This window comes from Acinetobacter sp. YH01006, assembly GCF_013420445.1.
In the GTDB taxonomy this organism is placed as follows: Bacteria; Pseudomonadota; Gammaproteobacteria; order Pseudomonadales; family Moraxellaceae; genus Acinetobacter; species Acinetobacter pseudolwoffii.
This window is the reverse complement of the sequence record NZ_VOYB01000005.1, coordinates 39,350-60,809: the sequence shown is the minus strand read 5'-3', so window position 1 is coordinate 60,809 and position 21,460 is coordinate 39,350. Positions and strand designations below refer to the sequence as shown.

The following is a 21,460-nucleotide window of genomic DNA, read 5'->3' as shown; positions in this document are numbered from 1 at the left end:
AAACCTTGATCGATCTATTCAAATCAGGGTTTGAATTTACCTATAAGGCAGCTTCGGCTGCCTTATTTGGGATTCTACTCCTGCTGGCGTTTGCACTCACTGCTGCCATGGGCAGTGATCTGTTTTACGGTTTTTACCGTTATGACTATCTGTTATTTTTTGCCCTGCTCATTCAGGTGCTGCTGCTTTATACCAAACTGGAATCCTGGGCCGAAGCCAAAGTGATTGCGCTGTTTCATCTCATGGCCATGGTGATGGAAATCTTTCTGACCCATCCTGCGATTGCCTCCTGGTATTATCCACAACCGGCAATCTTTAAAATTATGACCGTGCCTTTATTTGCCGGTTTTATGTATTCTGCGGTCGGCAGTTTTTTTGCGCGTTCCTTGCGTTTATATCAGGTCTCATTTGAAAAGTTGCCAGGCTTTCGCCATATGTTGCTGCTGGCGGTGTTGTCTTATATCAACTTTATGAGCAAGTTTTTTATTCCTGACTATCGCATGCTTTTATTTGTCTGGAGCGTGCTGATGTTCTGGAAAACTAAAATTCGTTTTCAGTTGAATCAGCACGCTTTTCAGTTGCCAATGTTACCGATCTTGCTGCTGCTGGCCTTTATCATCTGGATTGCCGAGAACATCAGTACCTTTTATCAGATCTGGCTCTATCCAAGTCAGATTGAACAATGGCATATGGTGGGCTGGGGCAAACTCGGGTCCTGGTATTTGTTGTTATTGCTGAGTCTGGTCTTGGTACTGAAGATTTTAGGGCAGCGCAATTTACATGGCGACTGGACGCTGAAAGAGTAATGGAATTATTCAGGTTATGTTTATGTAAAGCATGCATTTTTTCGATTGCGCCAAACCTGACTTATCGCTACTCTGCTGAGTGTGTAAGTCAAATTACATAATGAGAGTAATAACAAAGATTGCATGAGAATAACTGGAGAATAAGTATGTTGAAAAAAATTATGCTGGCGGCAGTATTAGCGACTGGTTCAAGTATGGCAATGGCTGACCGAGATGTCGGCTGTGGTATCGGAAGTCAGGTGTGGGCCGGTCAGACTGGTATTATTCCTAAACTTTTAGCAGGTACCACCAACGTTCTTTTCACGAATCAATGGCTCGGGATCACGTTTGGTACTTTAGGTTGTAGCCAGGGTGGCACAGTCACCGCTCAAGTGGTGACTTTTACCAATGAAAATGCTGAAGCACTGGCGCGTGATATGGCAGTGGGTGAAGGTGAAAGCCTGAATGTTCTGGCTGAACTTCTGAATATAAAATCTGAAGACAAAGGCCATTTTTTTAACATTTCCAAGCAGAATTTTTCTGAAATCTATTCCGAACAAAACCAGAATACCCTTCAAGTTCTGAGTTCATTACAAACAGTGATGGCCAAAGATGAAGTATTGAAATCTTATATCTGATCCGCACTTTGAAAACCCTGCTGCTCTGGCAGGGTTTTTCTTATGACTCAAAGAAATTGACGAGAATAAGTTAACTGAATGAAATATGCGTTCTTCATGTTGGGTCTGGCCTTCAGTCCCTTAAGTTTTGCAAACGAAATTAATCCGGATATCCAGCATTATCTCGATCAGGCCAAAAGCAAACGTCTGGATCAGAGCACCACCTGGCAGCGTCTGATGTATGCCAATTCTAAAGGCCACAGCGAGGTCGATTATTCAGGCTATTTTCTGACAGAGCAGGGAAAGACTGATCTCAAAAAAGAAATACAGCATAATATTCAGGCCTTATTTGGCAGTGCAGAACCGAATCAGTCCATCCGTTGTAAGTTTCCGGCCCGAAGCAGCTGGTTAATGCAGCAGCTGGATATTTCCGAACAGCAATTGCCTGAAGTGAGTTGTCCGGATTTTGATCAATGGATTGCTGAGGTCAAGCCCTATCAGGCCACGCTGATTTATGCCACAGATTTTATGGGTAATCCCAGTTCGATGTTCGGGCATACCTTGTTGCGTCTAGATCCCAAAGATCAACAGCAGCTCAACCTGATTTCCTATGCCGTCAACTATGCCGCAACCGTCGATAGCAATGACAATTGGTCATTTGCCTGGAAAGGGCTGACCGGACAATATCCGGGTGAATATTCCTTGATGCCGTATTATCGCAAGGTCAAAGAATATGGCGACTTTGAAAGCCGGGATTTATGGGAATATGAATTAAATTTAACTCCACAAGAGACCCGGTTTCTGGTGCAGCATCTTTGGGAAATGCAAAAGGTGAGTTTCCCTTATTATTTTATCAATGATAATTGTGCTTATCGCCTGCTGGGGCTATTTGATCTGGTGCGTCCTGAGTTAAATTTACAAAAACAGTTTAATTCGACTGCCATTCCGATCGAAACCTTGAAAGTGGTAGAACAGCAGGGCTTGATCAAACAGAAAGTTTATCGTCCTGCCCTGGAAACACAGTTGCTGGCTCAATCCAGACAGCATGGCAAAGCTTTGGCAAAAAAGGCTCATCAGCTGGCTTATGCAGAAATAGATACCATGCCTTCAATGTTGCAAACTTATCCGGCAGAGAATCAGGCCAAAGTGCTGGAAATGGCCTATGATCATCTATATCTGGATTTTCTCAGACAGAAAGTAGATGAGTCCTTTGCCCAGCCACGTTTTCGCAAGTTATTGGGCTTAAGAAGTCAGCTGGCTATCGAGAAACAGCGTCAAGCACCTGAGCGTCCGAAAACAGATCCAGTACAAAGTCATCATGCACGAAATATCAGTTTTGAGGCCGGACAGGTTCAGGGTGAATCCTTTGTTCAGCTTGGGCATCGTCAGGCCTATCATGATTTAATCGATCCACAGGGTGGTTTGCGTACCGGCACACAACTGCTGTTTCTGGATGGGGCATTACAATATCGTAATAGTGAACTCAAACTGGAACATCTGGATTTACTGGCCGTCAATTCCTATAACCCGATTAATCCATTTAATACGCCCTTATCTTGGGGTTTTAATCTGGGCTGGACACAGGAAGCCTTAGACCGTCATGGCCAGTTTAGCGAAGAGCAACAGCATGGCATCGCCGGTTTTAAGACCCAAGCGGGCTATAGTTGGGCAAATGCGAGCCGCGAACATTTGTGCTATGCACAAATGCAAACTCACCTTCAGGCGGGAAAGGCACTCGATCAGGGCTGGCGCGTAGGAGCAGGGCCAACTTTGGGCTGTCAAAATATCTGGACTGATCAGATCAACAGTCTGGTGCAAGTGGAACTGCCTTATTGGGAAGATTCGCATCACTGGCATCTGAAGCTAAATACCCAATTGCAATATGCCTTTACTGCACAGAATGCAGTTCGATTGTCTTGGGAATATCAGCAACAACAGGCGAAAGACTGGGATCAATGGAGTTTGGGCCTGATCCGTTATTTTTAAACGGCTTACATATTTTAAGGGCTAGTTTACGAAACTTTTCCTGTGAATCATCGATCAGTATAATTGGAATAATCTTGTCGATATTTTAGTTAATGTACCCGAATTTTGTTATATTTGTCACATAATGTTAATACAAATTGCAATATTTGGGGAATAGGCTGTATGAATAATGAATGCATGGCAATGCTGGCCGAACAATGGAAGCAGATTTGTCAGAATTATTCATCAGATGACCTGTTACATGCCTTCCAGTTCATTCAAGACCATTCTCAGGTACTGGTTGAAGAATTCTATAAAAATATGCTGCTCGAACAAGAATCGGCACATTTTTTAACCGATGAACTGGTGCAAAAACGTTTACGCAACACCCTGATTCAATGGTTATCAGAAAGTTTTAGTGTGCCAATCAATAAGCGCTATGTCGAAGCAGTGCAAAAACAGAATATCGTGGGACATGTACATGCGCGCGTGGGCATTCCATCCTGGCTGATCATGCGCGGCATCCGTGAAATTGAACGTAAAATGTTTGAATTGCTGAGCCTGAATCCCCAGCCAAACATGCTGACAACCTGTAGCTATATTATCCAAATCATGGGCTTTTCGACTGAAATCATGTGCCGTTCTTATGAAGCCAAAACCGCCATGAATCAGGAAATCAAACACAGTTACCGGGTTTTTTCTGCGATGCAGGATGTGGCGGTACAAAAAGATAAACAGCGCAGCTCACTGCTGGACTGGGAAAATGAACTGATGTTCAAGGTCTTTTCTGGTCATATCGGCTTGAAGCATCCGATGCTGTCCAAGTCTGAATTTGGTTTATGGTTTATACACAAAGCCTCTTATGCCTTTACCGGTTCCGATCAGGTCGACCTGATTATTGAACGGATTTACCAGGTCGATGCACTTAATCAGGCCATGCTGAACTGTACTGATAAAAATAATGCGCTGGGCTTAATTCAGCAAATTCGTGACTTCAATCGTGAGATCCAACTGCTGGTCGATCAGTTATTTCAGGTTGCAGAATATATTGAATCAGGCAATGATTCATTGACCCAGCTTTTAAATCGCCGTTATTTAAATACGGTGATTTCCCGTGAAATCACTTTTTCCCGCAAAAATCATACGCCCTTGTCTTTACTGGCCATAGATGCCGATTTCTTTAAAAGCATCAACGATAAATTTGGCCATACGGCAGGGGATTTAGCGCTCAAATTTATTGCAGAAGCATTGCAAAAATACAGTCAGGGCAGTGATTATGCATTCCGGATTGGCGGTGAAGAGTTCTTATTGTTGTTAGTCGATACGGATCAGCAACGTGCCTTGAATATTGCCGAAAGTATTCGCAAATATGTTGAAAATGGCATGATTAACACGACGCAAGGACAACAGTTTAAAATCACGATCAGTATTGGATGTACGCTCTATGACGGGCATCCGGATTATCAGCGATTTTTAGATGCTGCGGATGCCGCACTGTATATGGCGAAAAATACCGGTCGTAACCGGGTCTATATGGCACAGTCGCCCTCAAATCCGGTAGGGCAGCAATGATCCAGCTAGCTTAAAAGTTTTATTCCTCTGCCGTATGTTGCTGGATAAATGCCTGAAATTTTCGCTTTTGCTGAATATAGTCTGGATGGTTTTTCGCATCATTCCATTTTTGTTTAAAAATGTCGGCGGCCGCTGCTTTGACCGGATCTTCGTGGCTGCGTGGCAATTCTGAACGGCCATGTGCGCCGCTTAAGCCTTTCTTATCTTGCGGAACCGGCCCATCATATTTTTTCCCACCTTTATGGTTGGCGTAACGGCGGGCACGGGTATAACCCATCTGTAAAAACTTGCGTGCCATGTCCGCACCGATAAAATCATCTTGTTTTAAATAAGCTAGGAATAGCTGATAAATTTTGTCACTGCTGGCTTGGGCTTTTTCTTCATCCGCAAAGCGCCAGTGCGGCAGAATTTCAGATTTATAAGGCTCCACCAATAATACGCCTTGTTCTCCTCGGCCAATTCGGTACAACTCGGGCCGTTTGCGAAAATTAATCTTTTCGAAGTCCAGAGAATAATCAAAACTATTCGACACCACCCGTGACTGACGTTTTGGCGGCGGATTTTGGCTGCTGGACTCATATCTTTGCCTTATATTTAGAAGAGTAGATATCACCCAATAAAGAACACACTAAAAAATATAAAATAATTCTACTGATCTACTCACCCGAGATCAGGATCAAGAAAAGCCCCAGTCATGGGGCTTGGATTTTACTTTGACTTTTTCGAACTGGTCTTCGAGGTTTTGGCTTTATCAGACTTGCTCTTGGACGAAGTGCTTGACTGCTTTTTGGCCGGTGCTGATTTTTTTGAAGAAGATTTTTTCGTCTTGCTGTCTTCATCTTTGCTCTTATTGCTGCTTTTCGCTTTAGACGGTTTTTTCGCTGAAGATGTTTTCAGGTCTTTGGCTTTATCGCTGCCTTTAGAACTCGCACTTTTCTTCGTCTTCACTTTTTCATCTTTGCTGGCATTCTCTTTTTTAGAAGATGCTGCTTTAGATTTAGCACTTTCAGCTTTTTTGCTGACTTTGCGATCGCTGTCCTTGTCACTGCTTTTGTTTGACTTCTTCAGTTTTTCATCTTGCGTCTTTTTAGCAGTTTTTGCAGATTTCTTGCTGTCTTTGTCCTGATTGTTTTTGCTATTCGCCATGGTCATTTTCCTTGTCATTAAAAATCAAGCAGAAAGATATAAAGCTGTTTGCTGTATATCAACGTCAATTTACTTTAAGCGAGGACTAACTGGATTAAAACTTTATCATGTATCTAAATGTAGGCTTGTTGCAAAGATAAGCAGCAATTGTTTAGCTTCAAGTATAACGAATGCAAATTTGGTCAACAGCAGCTGTGATATCGATATTCTCTGACCAGAGCAATTTATAAGAAATTAAAAAAACCCCGAATGATCGAGGCTTTAAGTAACTGTTTTTTTTAAGGCTTAGTAGCTTTCTGGAACTGCACTTAAAAACTCACGGCGGGTTTCTTTATCGGTTTTAAAATCACCAATAAAAGAGACTGTACGTGTAGTCGATTCCTGTTTGCCCACACCACGCATCATCATGCACATATGTGCAGAATCAATCATCACGGCAACACCACGTGCTTTGGTGATTTCCGCCACTGCTTCTGCAATTTGCTGGGTCAGGTTTTCCTGGATTTGCAAACGACGCGCAAACATTTCAGTAATACGGGCAAATTTGGACAGGCCCAAGACATGACCTTCTGGTAAATAGGCGATATGGACACGGCCATAAAATGGCAATAAATGATGTTCACATAAGGAATAGAATTCGATGTTTTTGACCAGTACCATTTCACGGTTGTCGGAAGGAAAGACCGCTTTGTTGGTGACTTCTTCAAGTGTCTGACTATAACCCGAGGTTAAATATGAAAATGCTTTGGCAGCACGCACAGGCGTATCTTTGAGACCAGGGCGATTGAGATCTTCGCCAACGGCAGTAAGAATGTTTGCGTAGGATTGCTGCATAGTCATATGACGTATTCACTTAAACTGAGAATGAACAAGGACGGCATTGTAGCAGAAAACTTTTACAATGCCTTGTTTTGAGGCGAAAACCGGTTACTGTTTAAACTTTGGATTCTTTTCTGCACGTTTTAGCAGAACCAGAACTGCACCAGTACCGCCTTGTTTTTCAGGCGCACTGACAAAAGCCAAAACATCGCGATGCTGACGCAGCCAACCATTCACATAGGTTTTTAAAATCGCTTCCGGGCCTTTACCGTGTACGATCTTAATCACGTTCTGGTTTTCATCTTTGGCGATCTGGATAATTTGTAGCACCGCCTGACGCGCTTCTTCCACGGTACAGCCATGCAGATCCACAGCTTCAAACCAGCGTAAATTGCCGGCTTTTAAGTCTTCAAACACTTTATGCTGCAAGGTGGCAATGCGATAGCTCAAGTTGGCCTGACTCCCGACAGGATTGAGCATGGCCTGCGTGTCCGATAATGCCATGGCATCTGTTTCCATCGGGCCAGTCGCCGCTGCACGCTTTGCCAGAACTTGTGCATCCGGTTTTTTCTTGCGTGGTTTGTCCAATTGAACGGTATTTCCCGATTCAATTTTTTGCACGCCCTGCATTTGCTTGCGGAATAATTCCAGTTCTTCTAAAGCTTCTTGCTCGACAGTCTTTTCAACGGGTGCAGCAACAACCGCAGGGGTATGTGGCTGTGTAATTTGCTTCTTAAAAGATTTCAGCAGGTTGTACTGATCTTTAGATAATGAACAATCGTGTTTACTCATAATGTAAAAACAAGGAAGATGCGGAATTTAACAGAATTATAGTCTGAAAATAGATAAAGGAGAAATGAATTGCTTGCATGACATGCTTCGGTATTTGTGAATTCACATGATGCTATTTCTTTTTCTTATTAATCCTGAAAATAAAAAAGCCCAATCCTGAGATTGGGCTTGGTCTAAATATTAAAGTGAGTCAATAGTTAAACCGATTCAGGCTCACCAAACAGGTTACGGAATGCATGATCAGGTCGAGGCTGTTTCATAAAACTTTCACCGACCAGAAAGGCATGAATATCATGCTGTTGCATCATCGCCACATCGGCAGGGGTAGCAATACCACTTTCAGTGACTAACAGGCGAGAGGGATCGAGTAAGTTCTTTAAACGAATCGAGGTATCTAAATCGACATCGAAGGTTTTTAAATTACGGTTATTCACACCCAGCAAGCAGCGATCTGAAAGTTTCAGCGCACGTTCCAGTTCTGCTTCATCATGTACTTCAACTAAAACATCTAAATTATGCTCAAAAGCAGTTTTCGACATTTCTTCTAGTTGCTGATCTGACAGACATGCCACAATCAGTAAAATACAATCCGCATCTAAGGCACGTGCTTCAATGACTCCATAAGGATCGATCAGGAAATCTTTGCGCAGCGCCGGCAGGTCACAATGCGAACGGGCAATCTGAATATTTTCATCTGCACCCTGAAAAAAGTCCACATCGGTCAGGACAGATAAACATGCGGCACCCGCATCTTGATACTGTGCTGCAATTTCTGCAGGATTAAAATTCTCACGAATAATCCCCTTAGATGGTGAAGCTTTCTTGATTTCAGCAATTACACCCGGACGTTTTGACATTAAAGACTGGGTAAAACCACGCACAGCTGATGCACCTTGAGCCAGCTCTTCCAGATCTTTATAGCTTTTCTGCTTTAAACGTAGAGCAAATTCTTCCGTTTTACGGTCAACAATCTTGCCTAAAATTGTATTTGCGATATCCACCATGATCAAAATTCCTGACCGAATTAAGCTTCGTATTGTTTAATGGTTTTGGTAAATTCAGACAGCACACTCATTTTCTCCAGAGCCTGGCCGCCATAAATAATGTCATGTGCCAATGCAACACCATGTTTATAGCTGCTGGTCAAACCGGAAACATAAATACCTGCACCGGCATTCAGGGCAATCATATTGGCCGCTTTATCACCGATCTCTGATTTTTTCTTGCCCAATGCATCCTTGATTAATGCCAGACTCTGTGCAGAATCTTCTACAATTAAACCAGTCAAGGTTTGAGATTCGATATTAACCAATTCAGGGGTAATTTCCCATTCAGTCACTTCGCCATTTTTTAGCTCAGCCACATACGTTGCAGATGCAAGACTGATCTCATCCAGCCCGTCGCGAGAATGCACCACCATCACATGTTCAGCACCGAGCTGTTTCATCACTTCTGCAATCGGACGGCACAGTTCATTGGAAAACACGCCAATGACTAAGCGATTGACGCCGGCTGGATTGGTCAGCGGGCCAAGTAAATTGAAAATGCTGCGAATCCCCAATTCTTTACGCGGGCCGATTGCATATTTCATGGCTGTATGATGATTCGGTGCGAACAGAAACCCGACCCCCACATCACGAATACAACGCTCGGTTTGCTGCATATTCAGGTCAAGATTAATCCCAGCCTGTTCCAGTAAATCTGACGAGCCTGATTTGGTTGAAACGCCACGGTTGCCATGTTTAGCAATGGTTGCGCCTGCTGCTGCAATCACAAATGCAGACGCGGTAGAGACGTTAAACAGGTTTTGACCATCACCGCCTGTACCGACAATATCGACTAAATAGGGAATATCGCTGACATCAATTTTGGTAGCCAGTTCACGCATGACCCGTGCGGCTGCGGTAATTTCATCAATGCTTTCACCTTTAAGGCGTAAACCCATCAGCAGGGCACCAATCTGGGCATCAGTGGTTTCACCTGACATGATGGCACGCATCACGTCTTGCATTTGATCCTGAGTCAGGTGAATGTTTTTGGTAATATTGTTTAAAGCTTGTTGAATATTCATAAGATGTTCTTAGGCATAAATTTCGAGAAAGTTTTTAAAGATTTGATGGCCATGCTGGCTCAGGATCGATTCAGGATGGAACTGCACGCCTTCGACCGGCAATGTCTTATGTTTTACCCCCATAATTTCTTCCATAGAGCCATCGGCTTCATTGGTCCAGCAGGTCACTTCCAGACATTCAGGCAAGGTGGCTTGATCAATCACCAGGGAATGATAGCGCGTTGCAGGAAATGGCGACGGAAGATTACTGAAAATCCCGGTATCGCTGTGGTACATATCCGACAGACGGCCGTGCATGACACGTTTGGCACGTATGATGTCACCGCCAAATGCCTGACCAATACTCTGATGGCCGAGACAAACGCCCAATAACGGAATTTTTCCAGCAAAATGCTGAATCGCAGGAATCGAAATGCCTGCTTCACTCGGCGAGCATGGGCCGGGGCCAATCACTAAATACTTGGGTTGCCATCGCTCTATATCTTCCAATGTCACGGCATCATTACGGACTACTTTTACTTCTTGATTCAGTTCGCCAAAATATTGAACGATGTTATAAGTAAAGGAGTCATAGTTGTCGACCATTAAAAGCATGAGCTTAACCTATTGAAATTAATGCACTTAACTGTGCTAAAGTTGTCCAGATCGTACTTTATTTGCGCTTATTGCAAGCACGGGTGTACCACGACTAAATCATTGATTTCATTGTGTGAAAATAAAGTACTATTCATCATAGCAAAAAATAGCCGTATTCGGCGCAACAATTTTGCTCAATTTATTTGCTTTAAAAGCATCTGTATCAACTGGAATAAAATTTTAATCATGATTTAAAGTAATAGACTTACTTAAAGAAACTTTAGAATTTATATTTTTTAGGGAAAAATTGATAAGTTAAAAATAATCAGCAATATTGATCTAAAATCTGTTGAAAAAAGCATCACTTGAATAATAGAAATTTATATAGATTATGGTATAGAAAGTATATTTAAAGAAAATGCATCAAAATATTCACTGAGCAACTGCATGTTGCAGATTTCTGTTTGCCTCAGACCATGAGAAAAGAGTCAATTTTTAGCAACATATGGGTGTTTTTTAAACAAATACACGAAAAAGTAGCAAATTTTATATAAAAAACTATGTTTTTAATACACTTCTATAGGTGATTGCACTATTTAGGTGCGCTAAAAAATAAAGCCGAAATAAAATAAATGAAGAATGCCTGAATATAGTGCATTTAGTTTCTCAACTAGTATAATAGTCGCAAAGTATTTTTGTCACTTCATGATTTCTTATATAGATTTCAAGATTTTATCTATACTTTGAATAGTTGGTACGGTAATTGCTTAATGACTACCAACTACTAACACGCACGTAACGAGTGCAACAAAAATTCATCGGAGCAAAATGAGCATGGCGAACAAAGTCCTTCAACTCATCCAAGAAAGTGGCGCGAAATGGGTCGATTTCCGTTTTACGGATACTAAAGGTAAAGAACAACATGTGACTTACCCAGCAGATACAATCGACGAAGATACTTTTGAAGACGGTAAAATGTTCGACGGTTCTTCAATTGCTGGTTGGAAGGGCATCGAAGCATCTGACATGATTTTACGCCCAGATGCAGAAACCGGTTTCATCGACCCGTTCTTTGCCGAGCCTACAGTTGTTGTGACTTGTGATGTGATTGAGCCTTCTACAGGTCAGGGTTATGACCGTGACCCACGTTCGATTGCTCGCCGTGCTGAAGAATACCTAAAATCAACAGGTATTGGTGATACAGCATTCTTTGGCCCAGAACCAGAATTCTTCGTATTTGACGAAGTAAAATGGGAAATCGATATGTCTGGCGCGCGCCATACATTGATCGCTGAAGAAGCTGCCTGGTCAACCAACAATGACTACGAAGGTGGTAACTCTGGTCACCGTCCACGCGTAAAAGGCGGTTACTTCCCGGTTCCTCCAGTTGATTCTTCACATGATATGCGTGCAGATATGTGTGCCAAAATTGAAGACATCATGGGCCCAGGTCGTGTAGAAGTACATCATCATGAAGTTGCATCTTGCCAGTTGGAAATTGGTGTAAGCTTCAACACCATGGTTCGTAAAGCGGACGAAGTTCAACAGTTTAAATATGCGGTTTGGAACGTTGCGCATCAATATGCGAAAACAGCAACCTTTATGCCTAAACCAATGGTTGGCGATAACGGTTCTGGTATGCACGTTCACATGTCGATCTCTAAAGATGGCAAGAACTTGTTTGCTGGTGATGAATATGCAGGCCTTTCAGAAATGGCATTGTACTTCATTGGCGGTATTATCAAACATGCGCGTTCATTGAATGCATTAACCAACCCTTCTACAAACTCGTACAAGCGTCTGGTTCCGCATTTCGAAGCACCGATTATGCTGGCTTACTCAGCGCGTAACCGTTCTGCATCTATCCGTATTCCTTACGTGTCAAGCCCGAAAGGCAAGCGTATTGAAGCTCGCTTCCCAGATCCAATGATGAACCCGTACCTCGGTTTCGCGGCATTGTTGATGGCAGGTATCGACGGTATCCAAAACAAGATTCATCCAGGTGAAGCGGCTGACAAAAACCTGTACGATCTTCCTCCTGAAGAAGAAGCGAAAATCCCGACAGTGGCGCATAGCCTGGATATGGCGCTTGAAGCACTTGAAGCAGATCATGATTACCTGCTGAAAGGTGGCGTGTTCACGAAAGACATGCTTGATGCCTATATCGAACTTAAAACTGAAGAAGTGCGTCGTTTAAACACCACCACTCACCCAGTTGAATTCGAGATGTACTACAGCCTGTAATTCTTTCAAGAATTTCCCTGTAAAAAACCCGCGCATGTCGCGGGTTTTTTCTATACTGGGTTAATATAAAGCAAAGAATGTTGAATTAGATTGTTATGGCTAAACCACGTAAAAAACATACCGGATTTTTTCCTTGGAATGATCCTAAAGACCATGCACAAGGTTTTAAGTTAAATTTTTCTGAAGTTACATATTTGGAAGTAGGGCATACCATTGAAGGTTATAAACAAGCACAGTTTGTTGAACTGAAAAATCCTGAACTGGCACTTACATTTGACTATCCAAAAGAGTTTTATTTAAGCGCTGAAGGCTTAATTTTAATTAAAACACCCCAAGGCAAATTTGAAGTGATTGCTAAAGCAGATAACTGTTAAACATGACGTATTTTTCTAAAAATCAGCATGCCTTGATGCCCACTATGTCTGCTGAGCTAAAACCATGGCTGTATGCCTCAGGTTCTCTGACACAGCAATTGACCGGCTTGGCGCAGGGACAATTTCATGTTGAGCCTATTCAAGAGCATTTTCAGCGTTTAAGCTTCGCCAATGCCAAATGGATGCAGATGTCACATCAGCATACTTCCTGGGTGCGGGAAAGCTATCTCTATGGTTCAGAACAGTCGCCCTGGGTGAAAGCAAAGAGTATTTTTCCAATTTTAAGCCTGCAGAAAAAAGCCCGAATCTTTCAGCATATTGGGACTAAGCCAATTGGCTGGTTCCTGTTTCAACGGACGAATCCACTTTGCCAGCGTCGGGTCATTCTTTTAGAAGAGGGTTGGACGCGTCAGAGCTGCTATACTTGGCACGGCTGTAAATTTATCGTACAAGAAACATTTTTACCGGCATTTGAAAACTTTATACAAAATTCAAGGGCTTGACTTTATATGGCAACTGCACAAGCAATAACCTGGCGTGAGCGTCTTGGCGCCTATTATTATCTTTGTCGTTTTGATAAACCAATTGGTACTGAACTGGTCTTTTGGCCAACCTTGTGGGCATTATGGATTGCGGCTCAGGGGATGCCACGCATTGAAATTTTAATTCCCATGATTTTGGGTGTGATTTTTATGCGGGCGGCGGGTTGTGCCATCAATGATTTTGCTGACCGTAAAGTCGATGCGCATGTGGAGCGTACTAAAAACCGACCACTAGCGACCGGAGTCATCAGCGCCAAAGAAGCGGTGATGGTATTTCTGGTTTTGGTGGCTGCCAGCGCCTGTCTGCTATTTTTCTTGCCGATCGAAACTTTTTACTGGTCATTTGGGGCTTTGCTGTTAGCGTTTATTTATCCTTTTATGAAACGTTATACCCATTTGCCTCAGGTATTTTTGGGTGCAGCATTTTCCTGGGCCATACCCATGGCCTATACCGCTGTTGGGCAAACTCCCGATCTGACCTGCTGGTTATTGTATTTTGGCAATCTGGCCTGGACTGTGGCCTACGATACTCAATATGCGATTGCAGACCGTGAATATGATTTAAAGATTGGAGTAAAATCAACCGCAATTCTGTTTGGTCGCTATGATATTCCAATCATTAGCACCTTGCAGGCGAGCAGTATTTTATTGATAGGTGCTGCACTTTGGCTGGAAAATTTATTGATTCCATTTGGCTTGTTAGCACTTTTGCTGGTTGCTGCTGATTTTATTTACCAATGGTTTAAAACTCGCGATAAAAATCCACAGCTATGTTTTTGGGCATTCCGTCATAACCGTTGGATTGGCCTCATTATTTTTGTGGGAATATTGTTTGCTCTAAGATAATTACCGTATGTCGGATAACAACAAAAGCATCCTATAAAGGATGCTTTTTTTATGATTAATTTTGAGTGATCTCGATTAAGAGATAGGGAATAACAATAAAAGGATAGAAATATGCAGAACAGTTATAAGAAATTGATGTTAGGTGTGCTGTGTTCCTCGGTACTATTTTTATCTGCGTGTAACGATGATGATGACGACAATTTTATAGGGTTTAATCCGGTTCGAACTTATGCAGTCGATGAGCAAGTAAAAACAGTGGTCGAACGTCATGATATTTTTACTTATAGAATGGAAGGTGTACAAGGTCGAGAAATTCGTGCGACCACATTGGTATTTACCCCGAAAGGTACTCCACCTGTAGGTGGTTGGCCGATCGTCGTCTGGGCGCATGGTACTACAGGTGCAGCAGATAAATGTGCTCCTTCACGCCTTGCTCTGGATGGGCCTGAAAAGGCCTTGGTTATGGGATTAGTAGAACGTGGTTATGCAGTGATTGCACCGGATTATGAGGGTTTGGGTAATGACAATGTGCCTCATCCATATTTACATCTGGAGAGTGCTGCCAAGTCAATATTGTCAGCGATTAGTGAAGCTCAAAAACAGTATGGTGGACTGCTGGCTAAAGATTGGGGAGTGATTGGTTGGTCTCAGGGTGGTCATGCTGCCTTGGCTGCTGCAGAATTTTATAAGGCTTTACCAAATAATACCTATCGTGGAGCAGTGGCGATTGCCCCGGCTTCCTATCTTAACGATACCTTAGAAGAGGGGCTTTTATTTGCTCAAGATCTGGCTGAGTCAGGGAATGTGGCACAAGCAGTTCCAATTGCTGCGACTTTGTATACGTATGCAGCCATCGTCAGTTCAGGAATTAAGGCAGAAAAAACCAGCTTTAATTACAATCAGGCCTTTGTCAATGCCAAGGTTGATCTGGCCAGGCAGGCTGAAAGTTTATGTTCCCCTGAGCTTGCACAACGTTTTGGTGCAGATATTCAAACGACATTACAAAGTGGTGTGAATTTCTCGCAATACCAAGCGTTGCAGAGAAACTTTCTGAGTGATCTTGATATTATGGATTATCTGATCGATAATCAGCCTGCACAAACTAGACTTGATCGCCCAGTTTATATTTTTCAAGGCACAGCAGATACCACTGTACCTTATACTATTACCGAGATGTTATATAAAGATATGCTGGCAGATGGAACTGATGTGGAGTTAATTCCAATACTGAATGCAACGCATGCCACAGTGGTCACTGAAAATATTCCAGCATTACTCAATACGGTAGAAGCGGTCATGAATACCCCAGTGTCTTAATTAAAACAAGAATAATAAATCCATGTTGGCTTGAGGTCGGCGTGGATTTAAATGTTTTTCGGCCTTGAGCTATGACTTTATTTTGTTATATTGAGCAGTGCAATTAAATGACGAAATTAAAGTAGGTTTGTTATGTCTGAGCAGCCGCAGCCCCGCAGTGTTAAAAAGCTGGTAATTTTAGGTGCGCTGGTATTATGTATACCGATATTTTTGGTGAGTATGGCTTTTCTTGCGGTAAATAGTGATGCTAAAAATCAGGAAAAATATAAACAGCAGCAGGCAGAAATGATTGCGCGCATCGAAGCGCGAGAAGCTGCGGAAAAGCTCAAAGCAGAGCAAGATACAAATTCAACCCAAGCTGCATCCGAAAGCGCAGTAACCTTACCTTAAATTATCTCAAATCTCTTTGCAGTTGTCTGATGCTTGGAATCTGAGTGTATCGAATCACGGTATAGCCTGCTGCAATCAGCATAGCATCCCGTTCAGCATCTTCCTGCTCTTTGCCAATGTGGCTGGGATCATCCAGTTCAATAATGGCCAGTACATTATAGTCACGATCAAGCACCACAAAATCTGTAACTTTACGATTGAACTGATTACGCATGTTCATCTGGTCATGCGTAATCAAGGCGCTAAAGGCAACCTGAGCCAGAATATGATGATGAGGAAAGGCTTCTTTTAGGCGTGTAAACATCCTGCTTTCAAAAGCAGTAATCACACGCTTCGGATAGAATTTTTTTTGACGGGTGAACAGATGCGGGAAGAGCAGGCAAACTAACGCAAAAGTTGCCAGGCAGCCAATCACAAAAAATATAAACTGACTCAAATTAAACACAGATCACAAATAGGGAAGAATAAAAAAAACCCACTTCGCAATGAGTGGGTTTTTTCAGAATCTTGGCTCTCCCACCTGGGCTCGAACCAGGGACCTGCGGATTAACAGTCCGTCGCTCTACCGACTGAGCTATGGGAGAATAGATTGGCTCTCCAACCTGGGCTCGAACCAGGGACCTGCGGATTAACAGTCCGTCGCTCTACCGACTGAGCTATTGGAGAATCTGACAGCGATTATAGAGAGATTTGAAAAGGGGTCAAGGCACTTTTAGAAAAAAGCCGAAGAAATTGAATCAAGTGTTTTAAAAATAGTCGAAAAGGCTTGGAGTTCAAACTGTTATGTTTATGTAAACAGTCTGAGCAGTCAGATTGTTATCAGCCTTAATTTTTGTAAGTGATCTGGCTCAGAGAATATAAGGTAGCTAATTGTATATACAGATATCACTACCGATCTCAATTTAAAAAAAGCAGATATAAAAAAACCCACTTCGTAATGAGTGGGTTTTTTAGAATCTTGGCTCTTCCACCTGGGTTCGAACCAGGGACCTGCGGATTAACAGTCCGTCGCTCTACCGACTGAGCTATGGAAGAATAGATGGCTCTCCAACCTGGGCTCGAACCAGGGACCTGCGGATTAACAGTCCGTCGCTCTACCGACTGAGCTATTGGAGAATCTGATCGGCATTTTAGGCAGGAAACCCAAGGTCGTCAATCAATTAATGTAAAGAAATGAATTGTTTGCTTTATAAATATTCATTTGGGGCTTAAAAATAAAAAAATCACCCGAAATGGGTGATTTTTTAGCAAAGAAATAAAGAATTATTTCTCAACACCTGCAGGCTGACCTGCATATTTCGCATTTGCATAATCCCAGTTTACTAGGCTTTCCAGGAAAGTAGAGATGTATTTAGGACGTGCATTACGGAAGTCGATGTAATAAGCATGTTCCCAAACGTCAATCGTCAATACTGCAACTTTACCGTGCGCCATTGGCGTATCAGCATTTGAAGTTTTCATGATTGACAGTTGACCGTTTACTTGGTCAGCCACTAACCAAGCCCAACCTGAACCGAACTGAGTGGTTGCAGCAGCAGCAAATTCTTCAGCAAATTTTTCGTAAGAACCGAAAGCTTCATCAATTTTTGCAGCCAAAGTGCCCGTTGCTTTACCGCCACCGTTTTTAGCCATACAGTTCCAGTAGAACGTGTGGTTCCAAACTTGAGCAGCGTTATTGAAAATACCTGCTTTAGACGCATCACCAGCAGTTGCTGTAATGATTTCTTCTAGAGTTTTGCCTTCAAGCTCAGTACCAGCGATCAGGTTGTTCAGGTTAACCACATAAGTATTGTGGTGTTTGTCGTGATGGTATTCTAAAGTTTCTTTGCTGATGTGTGGAGCAAGATCTTCGTAGCCATAAGGTAATGCTGGTAAAGTAATGGTTGTCATGTTCTCAATTCCTTGCATTTAGCTGGGTTTTAACAATAAGTGGCTTTATTGTAATAGATAATCGGACCAAATGGGCATTGCGTATAAATAACAATACACAATAAATCCTGAAAATATATAAATAAAGCTCGTGGAAAATGCTGTCAGCGAGAATTAAATCGGATTGTTTAATTCGTAATAAGCATACTCAATATTAAACTGTTCTGAAATCGCTTTGGCCAGGCGCTGTACACCATATTTTTCAGTGGCATGATGGCCACAGGCATAATAATGTACATTCAGTTCCTGAGCTTCATAGAAGGTGCGTTCGCTCACTTCACCAGAAATATAAGCATCACACTCTTGTAGCGCTGCTTTATGAATATAATCCTGCGCACCACCGGTACAGAAACCGACTTTATGGATTTGAGTTTTGTCCGCAGGAAGATGAATTGCATCAAAGCCAAGTTTTTCTGAAATATGGTTTTTAAAATATTCAGGACGCATCGGTTGTTTTAAATAGCCAATATTGCCAATCGGATGGCGTTCACTCGGATCCAACTGTTCAATATTTTCCAGTTCTAATAAATCTGCAATCGCCGCATTATTGCCTAAAGTTGGATGACTGTCTAAAGGCAGATGATAGCCAACCAGAGAGATATCATTTTGAATTAAGGCTCTAATCCGTTTACCGCGCATACCAGTGATCGGATAGGCTTCACCTTTCCAGAAATAGCCATGATGAACCAGCAGTAAATCTGCGCCTTGCTCAATTGCCGCTTCGATCGCACTTTGCGAAGCACTCACGGCACACAGGATTTTATTGACCTCAGATTTACCTTCAATCTGCAAGCCATTCGGTGCATAGTCCTTAAATTCACGTGCTGCCAAAGTCTGTTCACACCACTGAATAATATCGTTTAAATTCGCCATAAAATTCCTGTTCGTTTAAAAATTTGCCAATATTTATCTTTATATTTAATTGTAACTAAAGCTGCACAAAACTCTGTGGAATTTTTTGTGTTTAGTTATGTATTTCGCATTACAATAGAACACAAATTACTTAGTCATCAACGAATTAAAATATTTTAGAGGATAACAACGTGCGCCGCACCTTTACATGGTTACCCTGGGTGTTACTGATTTTGGTCATTATCGGTTTTTTGGGGTGGCAACAACTACAAAAACCAAAAGCACCGGTTGCACCAGATGGTGTCAAGATGCCTGCTGAAAAAGTAGAGCCGTTGATTGATACGTCGCGCTCAGGAGGCGTGGTCTCCTATAGTGCTGCGGTAAGAGTGGCAGCGCCGGCTGTAGTCAATATCTTTACCACTCAAAAAGTCAAACAGCAGGCTCATCCTTTGCTGACCGATCCGGTATTTCGTGAGTTTTTTGGCGATCAGTTGCCTGACCAGTATGGACAAAGTCCGAATGAGAACAGTTTAGGTTCCGGGGTGATTGTACGTCCTGATGGGTATATCCTGACCAATAACCATGTGATTGCACAGGCAGACCAGATTGTGGTGGCATTGCAGGATGGACGACGTGCTGAAGCAAAAGTTGTGGGAATGGATCCAGATACCGATCTGGCAGTGATTAAAATTGAACTGGATCAATTACCCGTGTTGCCTTTTAAATTGAGTGGCAATGAAGTCGGTGACGTCGTTTTGGCCATTGGTAACCCATTTGGTGTGGGTCAAACCGTAACGCAAGGGATTATTTCAGCAACAGGGCGTTCAGATCTGGGCATTAATACCTATGAAGACTTTGTGCAAACCGACGCTGCAATTAACCCGGGAAATTCAGGCGGAGCCTTGATCGATGTCGCCGGCAACTTGATTGGGGTGAATACGGCAATTTTCTCGCAAACTGGTGGTTCACTGGGGATTGGTTTCGCCATTCCAGCCAAAATCTGTCAGCAGGTGATGAATGCTATTCTGAAAGATGGCCGTGTCGTTCGTGGCTGGTTAGGAATCAGTTTATTACCGACAGAACGTGATGATGTACTGCAACCTAAAGAGAAAGGGGTGACCGTCGCAGAAGTGCTGGCAGATGGACCGGCAGCGAAAGCGGGCATTCAGCGTGGCGATAAAATTATGAAAGTGAATGAGGAAGAGATCAGTTCGGCTTCGCATTTGATTAATTTTGTTGCCCTGCAAAAGCCGAATAGTACCATTCAGATTGAAGTGGAGCGTGCTGGCAAAACCATGATGCTGGATGTAGTAGTGACTGAGCGTAAAGCACAAAACAGTTCTTCTCAATATATTCCACTGCCAGGTCAGTAAGTTTTTATTTAAAAAAATCCCTCTGCAGAGGGATTTTTTTGCTTGTTATTTTTTAGTTACCTGATACAAAAATGAAATACGGCTTTTGGTTTAAATCATTTAACTTGATGAAATTACATCAAAAGAGAAAATAAAAAATGACTTTTATGACGGCGGATCAGGCCAAGGTTTTATCAGATGTGGCCAATTTGAATATTGAGGTCTATAAGCCGCGTCTAGCCAAGTTAATTGAAGAAAATGCGAAACAGGGCAATACCGCAGTCATTACTGTATTTCCCAAACATTTGCCTTTGGAAGATATTCGGGCTTTATCAGCCGAGTTGACTGAACTGGGCTATAACGTACGTTTTGAAGTGCTGGAGTTTTATTATAGCTTTAATGTGTACTGGCTCTAGTGTGAATCTTCATTGAACTAAGGCTTATTTTGAGCCACTATTTTACTGGATCTGTCTGATTTGATCTTATGAGTGATCGGGCTGTATGTGATCAAAGACGCGAGTTTTTATAAGTAGGTGCTCAACTCTAAAAAATCCATCAGTTTTATTTTAGAATCATTATTGTAATGTACCGAGAATCTACAACTTCTCGGTACATATTCATTTGACGGATAGGCTGAGATCAGGGTAAGCAACTAAAATCAGCTGAGCTTTATTTAGCCTAAGTAACTTATGAATCATCTGCAAAATTAAATTGTGAGCTTATTTCTAAAACGGCTCAATTTCATCTGCAACCAAATTATTCCTGATTCACCTGATATTCCTGGATCACTTCAAGTGCCGCCCGAAATGCTTCCTGAGTTGCTGGTGCACCGCAATATGGCAGGCTATGGAGTAACACTTCCTGAATTTCCTCAACCGTCGCACCGTTGTTAAGAGCGCCCCGAACATGGCCTTTTAGTTCAGTGGGGCTTTTTTGAGCCGTAAGGAAAGCAATGGTAATTAAAGAACGATATTTACGTGGCAATACACCTTCACGTTGCCAGGTTGAACCCCAGGCATGTTCATTAATCCAGTCTTGTAGAGGCTGGGTAAAAGGCACGGTATTTTCCTGTGCACGTTTGACAAAGCTTTCGCCCATGACATCAGTACGCACTTTCAGGCCATTTTCATAATCTTGTTGTGACATGGTTTACCCTCAATTTTCTTATAGCTCTAGCTTAGTGCTTTTTATGCGAAATACCATCGTGCCATAGTCGTAAAAAAGTGGCTAAAAAGCCACTTGGAAAGGTTCTAAAGTGAAATATTCAACTA

23 protein-coding genes and 4 tRNA genes are annotated in these 21,460 nt (G+C 42.4%); 12 read left to right on the top strand and 15 right to left on the bottom strand.

The genetic code is table 11. From position 1 onward, the window contains the following. Nucleotides 1-5 precede the first annotated feature (5 nt). From FTT73_RS06200 to FTT73_RS06185, 4 genes are all read left to right on the top strand, one after another. Nucleotides 6-806 (top strand): DUF817 family protein, encoded by an 801-nt coding sequence (locus tag FTT73_RS06200; protein ID WP_005096399.1) that lies wholly within the window; start codon nt 6-8, stop codon nt 804-806. Nucleotides 807-952: 146 nt separating this feature from the next. Continuing rightward, on the top strand, nt 953-1,423 hold the full coding sequence (locus FTT73_RS06195; protein WP_005096400.1) for a DUF3015 family protein: 471 nt from the start codon (nt 953-955) through the stop codon (nt 1,421-1,423). A 78-nt stretch (nt 1,424-1,501) separates the two neighbouring features. Beyond that, nucleotides 1,502-3,388: a DUF4105 domain-containing protein gene (locus tag FTT73_RS06190; protein ID WP_180191155.1), complete on the top strand. Its 1,887-nt coding sequence runs from the start codon at nt 1,502-1,504 to the stop codon at nt 3,386-3,388. 162 nt (nt 3,389-3,550) lie between these two features. Further along, the gene (locus FTT73_RS06185; RefSeq protein WP_180191154.1) at nt 3,551-4,939 is read left to right on the top strand and encodes a diguanylate cyclase; all 1,389 of its coding nucleotides are present in this window, start codon (nt 3,551-3,553) and stop codon (nt 4,937-4,939) included. Between the two features lie 19 nt (nt 4,940-4,958). Here the strand turns inward: FTT73_RS06185 and FTT73_RS06180 are convergent, their stop codons facing one another. The 7 genes from FTT73_RS06180 to FTT73_RS06150 form a co-directional block, all read right to left on the bottom strand. Further along, the gene (locus tag FTT73_RS06180) at nt 4,959-5,531 is read right to left on the bottom strand and encodes a DUF4385 domain-containing protein (RefSeq protein ID WP_180191193.1); all 573 of its coding nucleotides are present in this window, start codon (nt 5,529-5,531) and stop codon (nt 4,959-4,961) included. A 116-nt stretch (nt 5,532-5,647) separates the two neighbouring features. Next, entirely contained in the window at nt 5,648-6,085 is a 438-nt protein-coding gene (locus FTT73_RS06175; protein ID WP_180191153.1) for a hypothetical protein, read from the bottom strand. A gap of 285 nt (nt 6,086-6,370) precedes the next feature. Then, complete coding sequence (gene folE, locus FTT73_RS06170; protein ID WP_005096407.1) at nt 6,371-6,919, bottom strand: GTP cyclohydrolase I FolE; 549 nt, start codon at nt 6,917-6,919, stop codon at nt 6,371-6,373. A 93-nt stretch (nt 6,920-7,012) separates the two neighbouring features. Then, nucleotides 7,013-7,696 carry a Smr/MutS family protein gene (locus FTT73_RS06165; protein ID WP_180191152.1) on the bottom strand — a complete coding sequence of 228 codons (684 nt, stop codon included), beginning with the start codon at nt 7,694-7,696 and terminating at the stop codon, nt 7,013-7,015. Between the two features lie 197 nt (nt 7,697-7,893). Further along, a complete protein-coding gene (gene trpC / locus FTT73_RS06160; RefSeq protein ID WP_180191151.1) occupies nt 7,894-8,700 on the bottom strand; it encodes an indole-3-glycerol phosphate synthase TrpC in 807 nt (268 codons plus the stop codon). A gap of 20 nt (nt 8,701-8,720) precedes the next feature. Continuing rightward, nucleotides 8,721-9,767 carry an anthranilate phosphoribosyltransferase gene (gene trpD, locus FTT73_RS06155; RefSeq protein ID WP_005096410.1) on the bottom strand — a complete coding sequence of 349 codons (1,047 nt, stop codon included), beginning with the start codon at nt 9,765-9,767 and terminating at the stop codon, nt 8,721-8,723. A gap of 9 nt (nt 9,768-9,776) precedes the next feature. Next, complete coding sequence (locus FTT73_RS06150; protein ID WP_005096412.1) at nt 9,777-10,361, bottom strand: aminodeoxychorismate/anthranilate synthase component II; 585 nt, start codon at nt 10,359-10,361, stop codon at nt 9,777-9,779. 810 nt (nt 10,362-11,171) lie between these two features. Between FTT73_RS06150 and glnA the strand changes: the two genes are divergently transcribed. From glnA to FTT73_RS06120, 6 genes are all read left to right on the top strand, one after another. Next, nucleotides 11,172-12,587, top strand: coding sequence for a type I glutamate--ammonia ligase (glnA, locus tag FTT73_RS06145; protein WP_171063330.1), 1,416 nt, complete (start codon nt 11,172-11,174; stop codon nt 12,585-12,587). 95 nt (nt 12,588-12,682) lie between these two features. After that, a complete protein-coding gene (locus tag FTT73_RS06140; protein ID WP_005096415.1) occupies nt 12,683-12,961 on the top strand; it encodes a hypothetical protein in 279 nt (92 codons plus the stop codon). Between the two features lie 35 nt (nt 12,962-12,996). Next, nucleotides 12,997-13,464 (top strand): chorismate lyase, encoded by a 468-nt coding sequence (locus FTT73_RS06135; protein ID WP_035337906.1) that lies wholly within the window; start codon nt 12,997-12,999, stop codon nt 13,462-13,464. A 6-nt stretch (nt 13,465-13,470) separates the two neighbouring features. Continuing rightward, a complete protein-coding gene (ubiA, locus tag FTT73_RS06130) occupies nt 13,471-14,349 on the top strand; it encodes a 4-hydroxybenzoate octaprenyltransferase (RefSeq protein ID WP_005096418.1) in 879 nt (292 codons plus the stop codon). A 111-nt stretch (nt 14,350-14,460) separates the two neighbouring features. Further along, nucleotides 14,461-15,666 carry a S9 family peptidase gene (locus FTT73_RS06125; protein WP_180077278.1) on the top strand — a complete coding sequence of 402 codons (1,206 nt, stop codon included), beginning with the start codon at nt 14,461-14,463 and terminating at the stop codon, nt 15,664-15,666. A gap of 132 nt (nt 15,667-15,798) precedes the next feature. Then, nucleotides 15,799-16,056, top strand: coding sequence for a hypothetical protein (locus tag FTT73_RS06120; RefSeq protein WP_005096421.1), 258 nt, complete (start codon nt 15,799-15,801; stop codon nt 16,054-16,056). A gap of 1 nt (nt 16,057) precedes the next feature. Here FTT73_RS06120 and FTT73_RS06115 read toward each other — a convergent pair whose 3' ends face one another. The 7 genes from FTT73_RS06115 to FTT73_RS06085 all read right to left on the bottom strand — a co-directional run bounded on the left by FTT73_RS06115 (nt 16,058) and on the right by FTT73_RS06085 (nt 18,858). Next, a complete protein-coding gene (locus FTT73_RS06115) occupies nt 16,058-16,501 on the bottom strand; it encodes a DUF2726 domain-containing protein (RefSeq protein WP_005096422.1) in 444 nt (147 codons plus the stop codon). A gap of 63 nt (nt 16,502-16,564) precedes the next feature. Continuing rightward, nucleotides 16,565-16,640 (bottom strand) — tRNA-Asn (locus FTT73_RS06110). Nucleotides 16,641-16,646: 6 nt separating this feature from the next. Continuing rightward, nucleotides 16,647-16,722 (bottom strand) — tRNA-Asn (locus tag FTT73_RS06105). Nucleotides 16,723-17,015: 293 nt separating this feature from the next. Further along, nucleotides 17,016-17,091: transfer RNA gene (locus FTT73_RS06100), tRNA-Asn, on the bottom strand. 5 nt (nt 17,092-17,096) lie between these two features. Beyond that, a tRNA-Asn gene (locus FTT73_RS06095) sits at nt 17,097-17,172 on the bottom strand. 147 nt (nt 17,173-17,319) lie between these two features. Then, the gene (locus FTT73_RS06090; RefSeq protein WP_005096423.1) at nt 17,320-17,946 is read right to left on the bottom strand and encodes a superoxide dismutase; all 627 of its coding nucleotides are present in this window, start codon (nt 17,944-17,946) and stop codon (nt 17,320-17,322) included. A 153-nt stretch (nt 17,947-18,099) separates the two neighbouring features. Further along, nucleotides 18,100-18,858, bottom strand: a complete 759-nt coding sequence (locus tag FTT73_RS06085; RefSeq protein ID WP_100357212.1) for a Nif3-like dinuclear metal center hexameric protein — start codon at nt 18,856-18,858, stop codon at nt 18,100-18,102. A gap of 170 nt (nt 18,859-19,028) precedes the next feature. On the opposite strand from FTT73_RS06085, the gene FTT73_RS06080 reads away from it, so the two are divergent. Further along, nucleotides 19,029-20,210 (top strand): trypsin-like peptidase domain-containing protein, encoded by a 1,182-nt coding sequence (locus FTT73_RS06080; RefSeq protein WP_005096426.1) that lies wholly within the window; start codon nt 19,029-19,031, stop codon nt 20,208-20,210. Between the two features lie 137 nt (nt 20,211-20,347). Beyond that, a complete protein-coding gene (locus FTT73_RS06075) occupies nt 20,348-20,605 on the top strand; it encodes a hypothetical protein (protein ID WP_005096427.1) in 258 nt (85 codons plus the stop codon). A gap of 340 nt (nt 20,606-20,945) precedes the next feature. Here the strand turns inward: FTT73_RS06075 and FTT73_RS06070 are convergent, their stop codons facing one another. After that, a complete protein-coding gene (locus tag FTT73_RS06070) occupies nt 20,946-21,335 on the bottom strand; it encodes a carboxymuconolactone decarboxylase family protein (protein ID WP_100357211.1) in 390 nt (129 codons plus the stop codon). Nucleotides 21,336-21,460 lie beyond the last annotated feature (125 nt).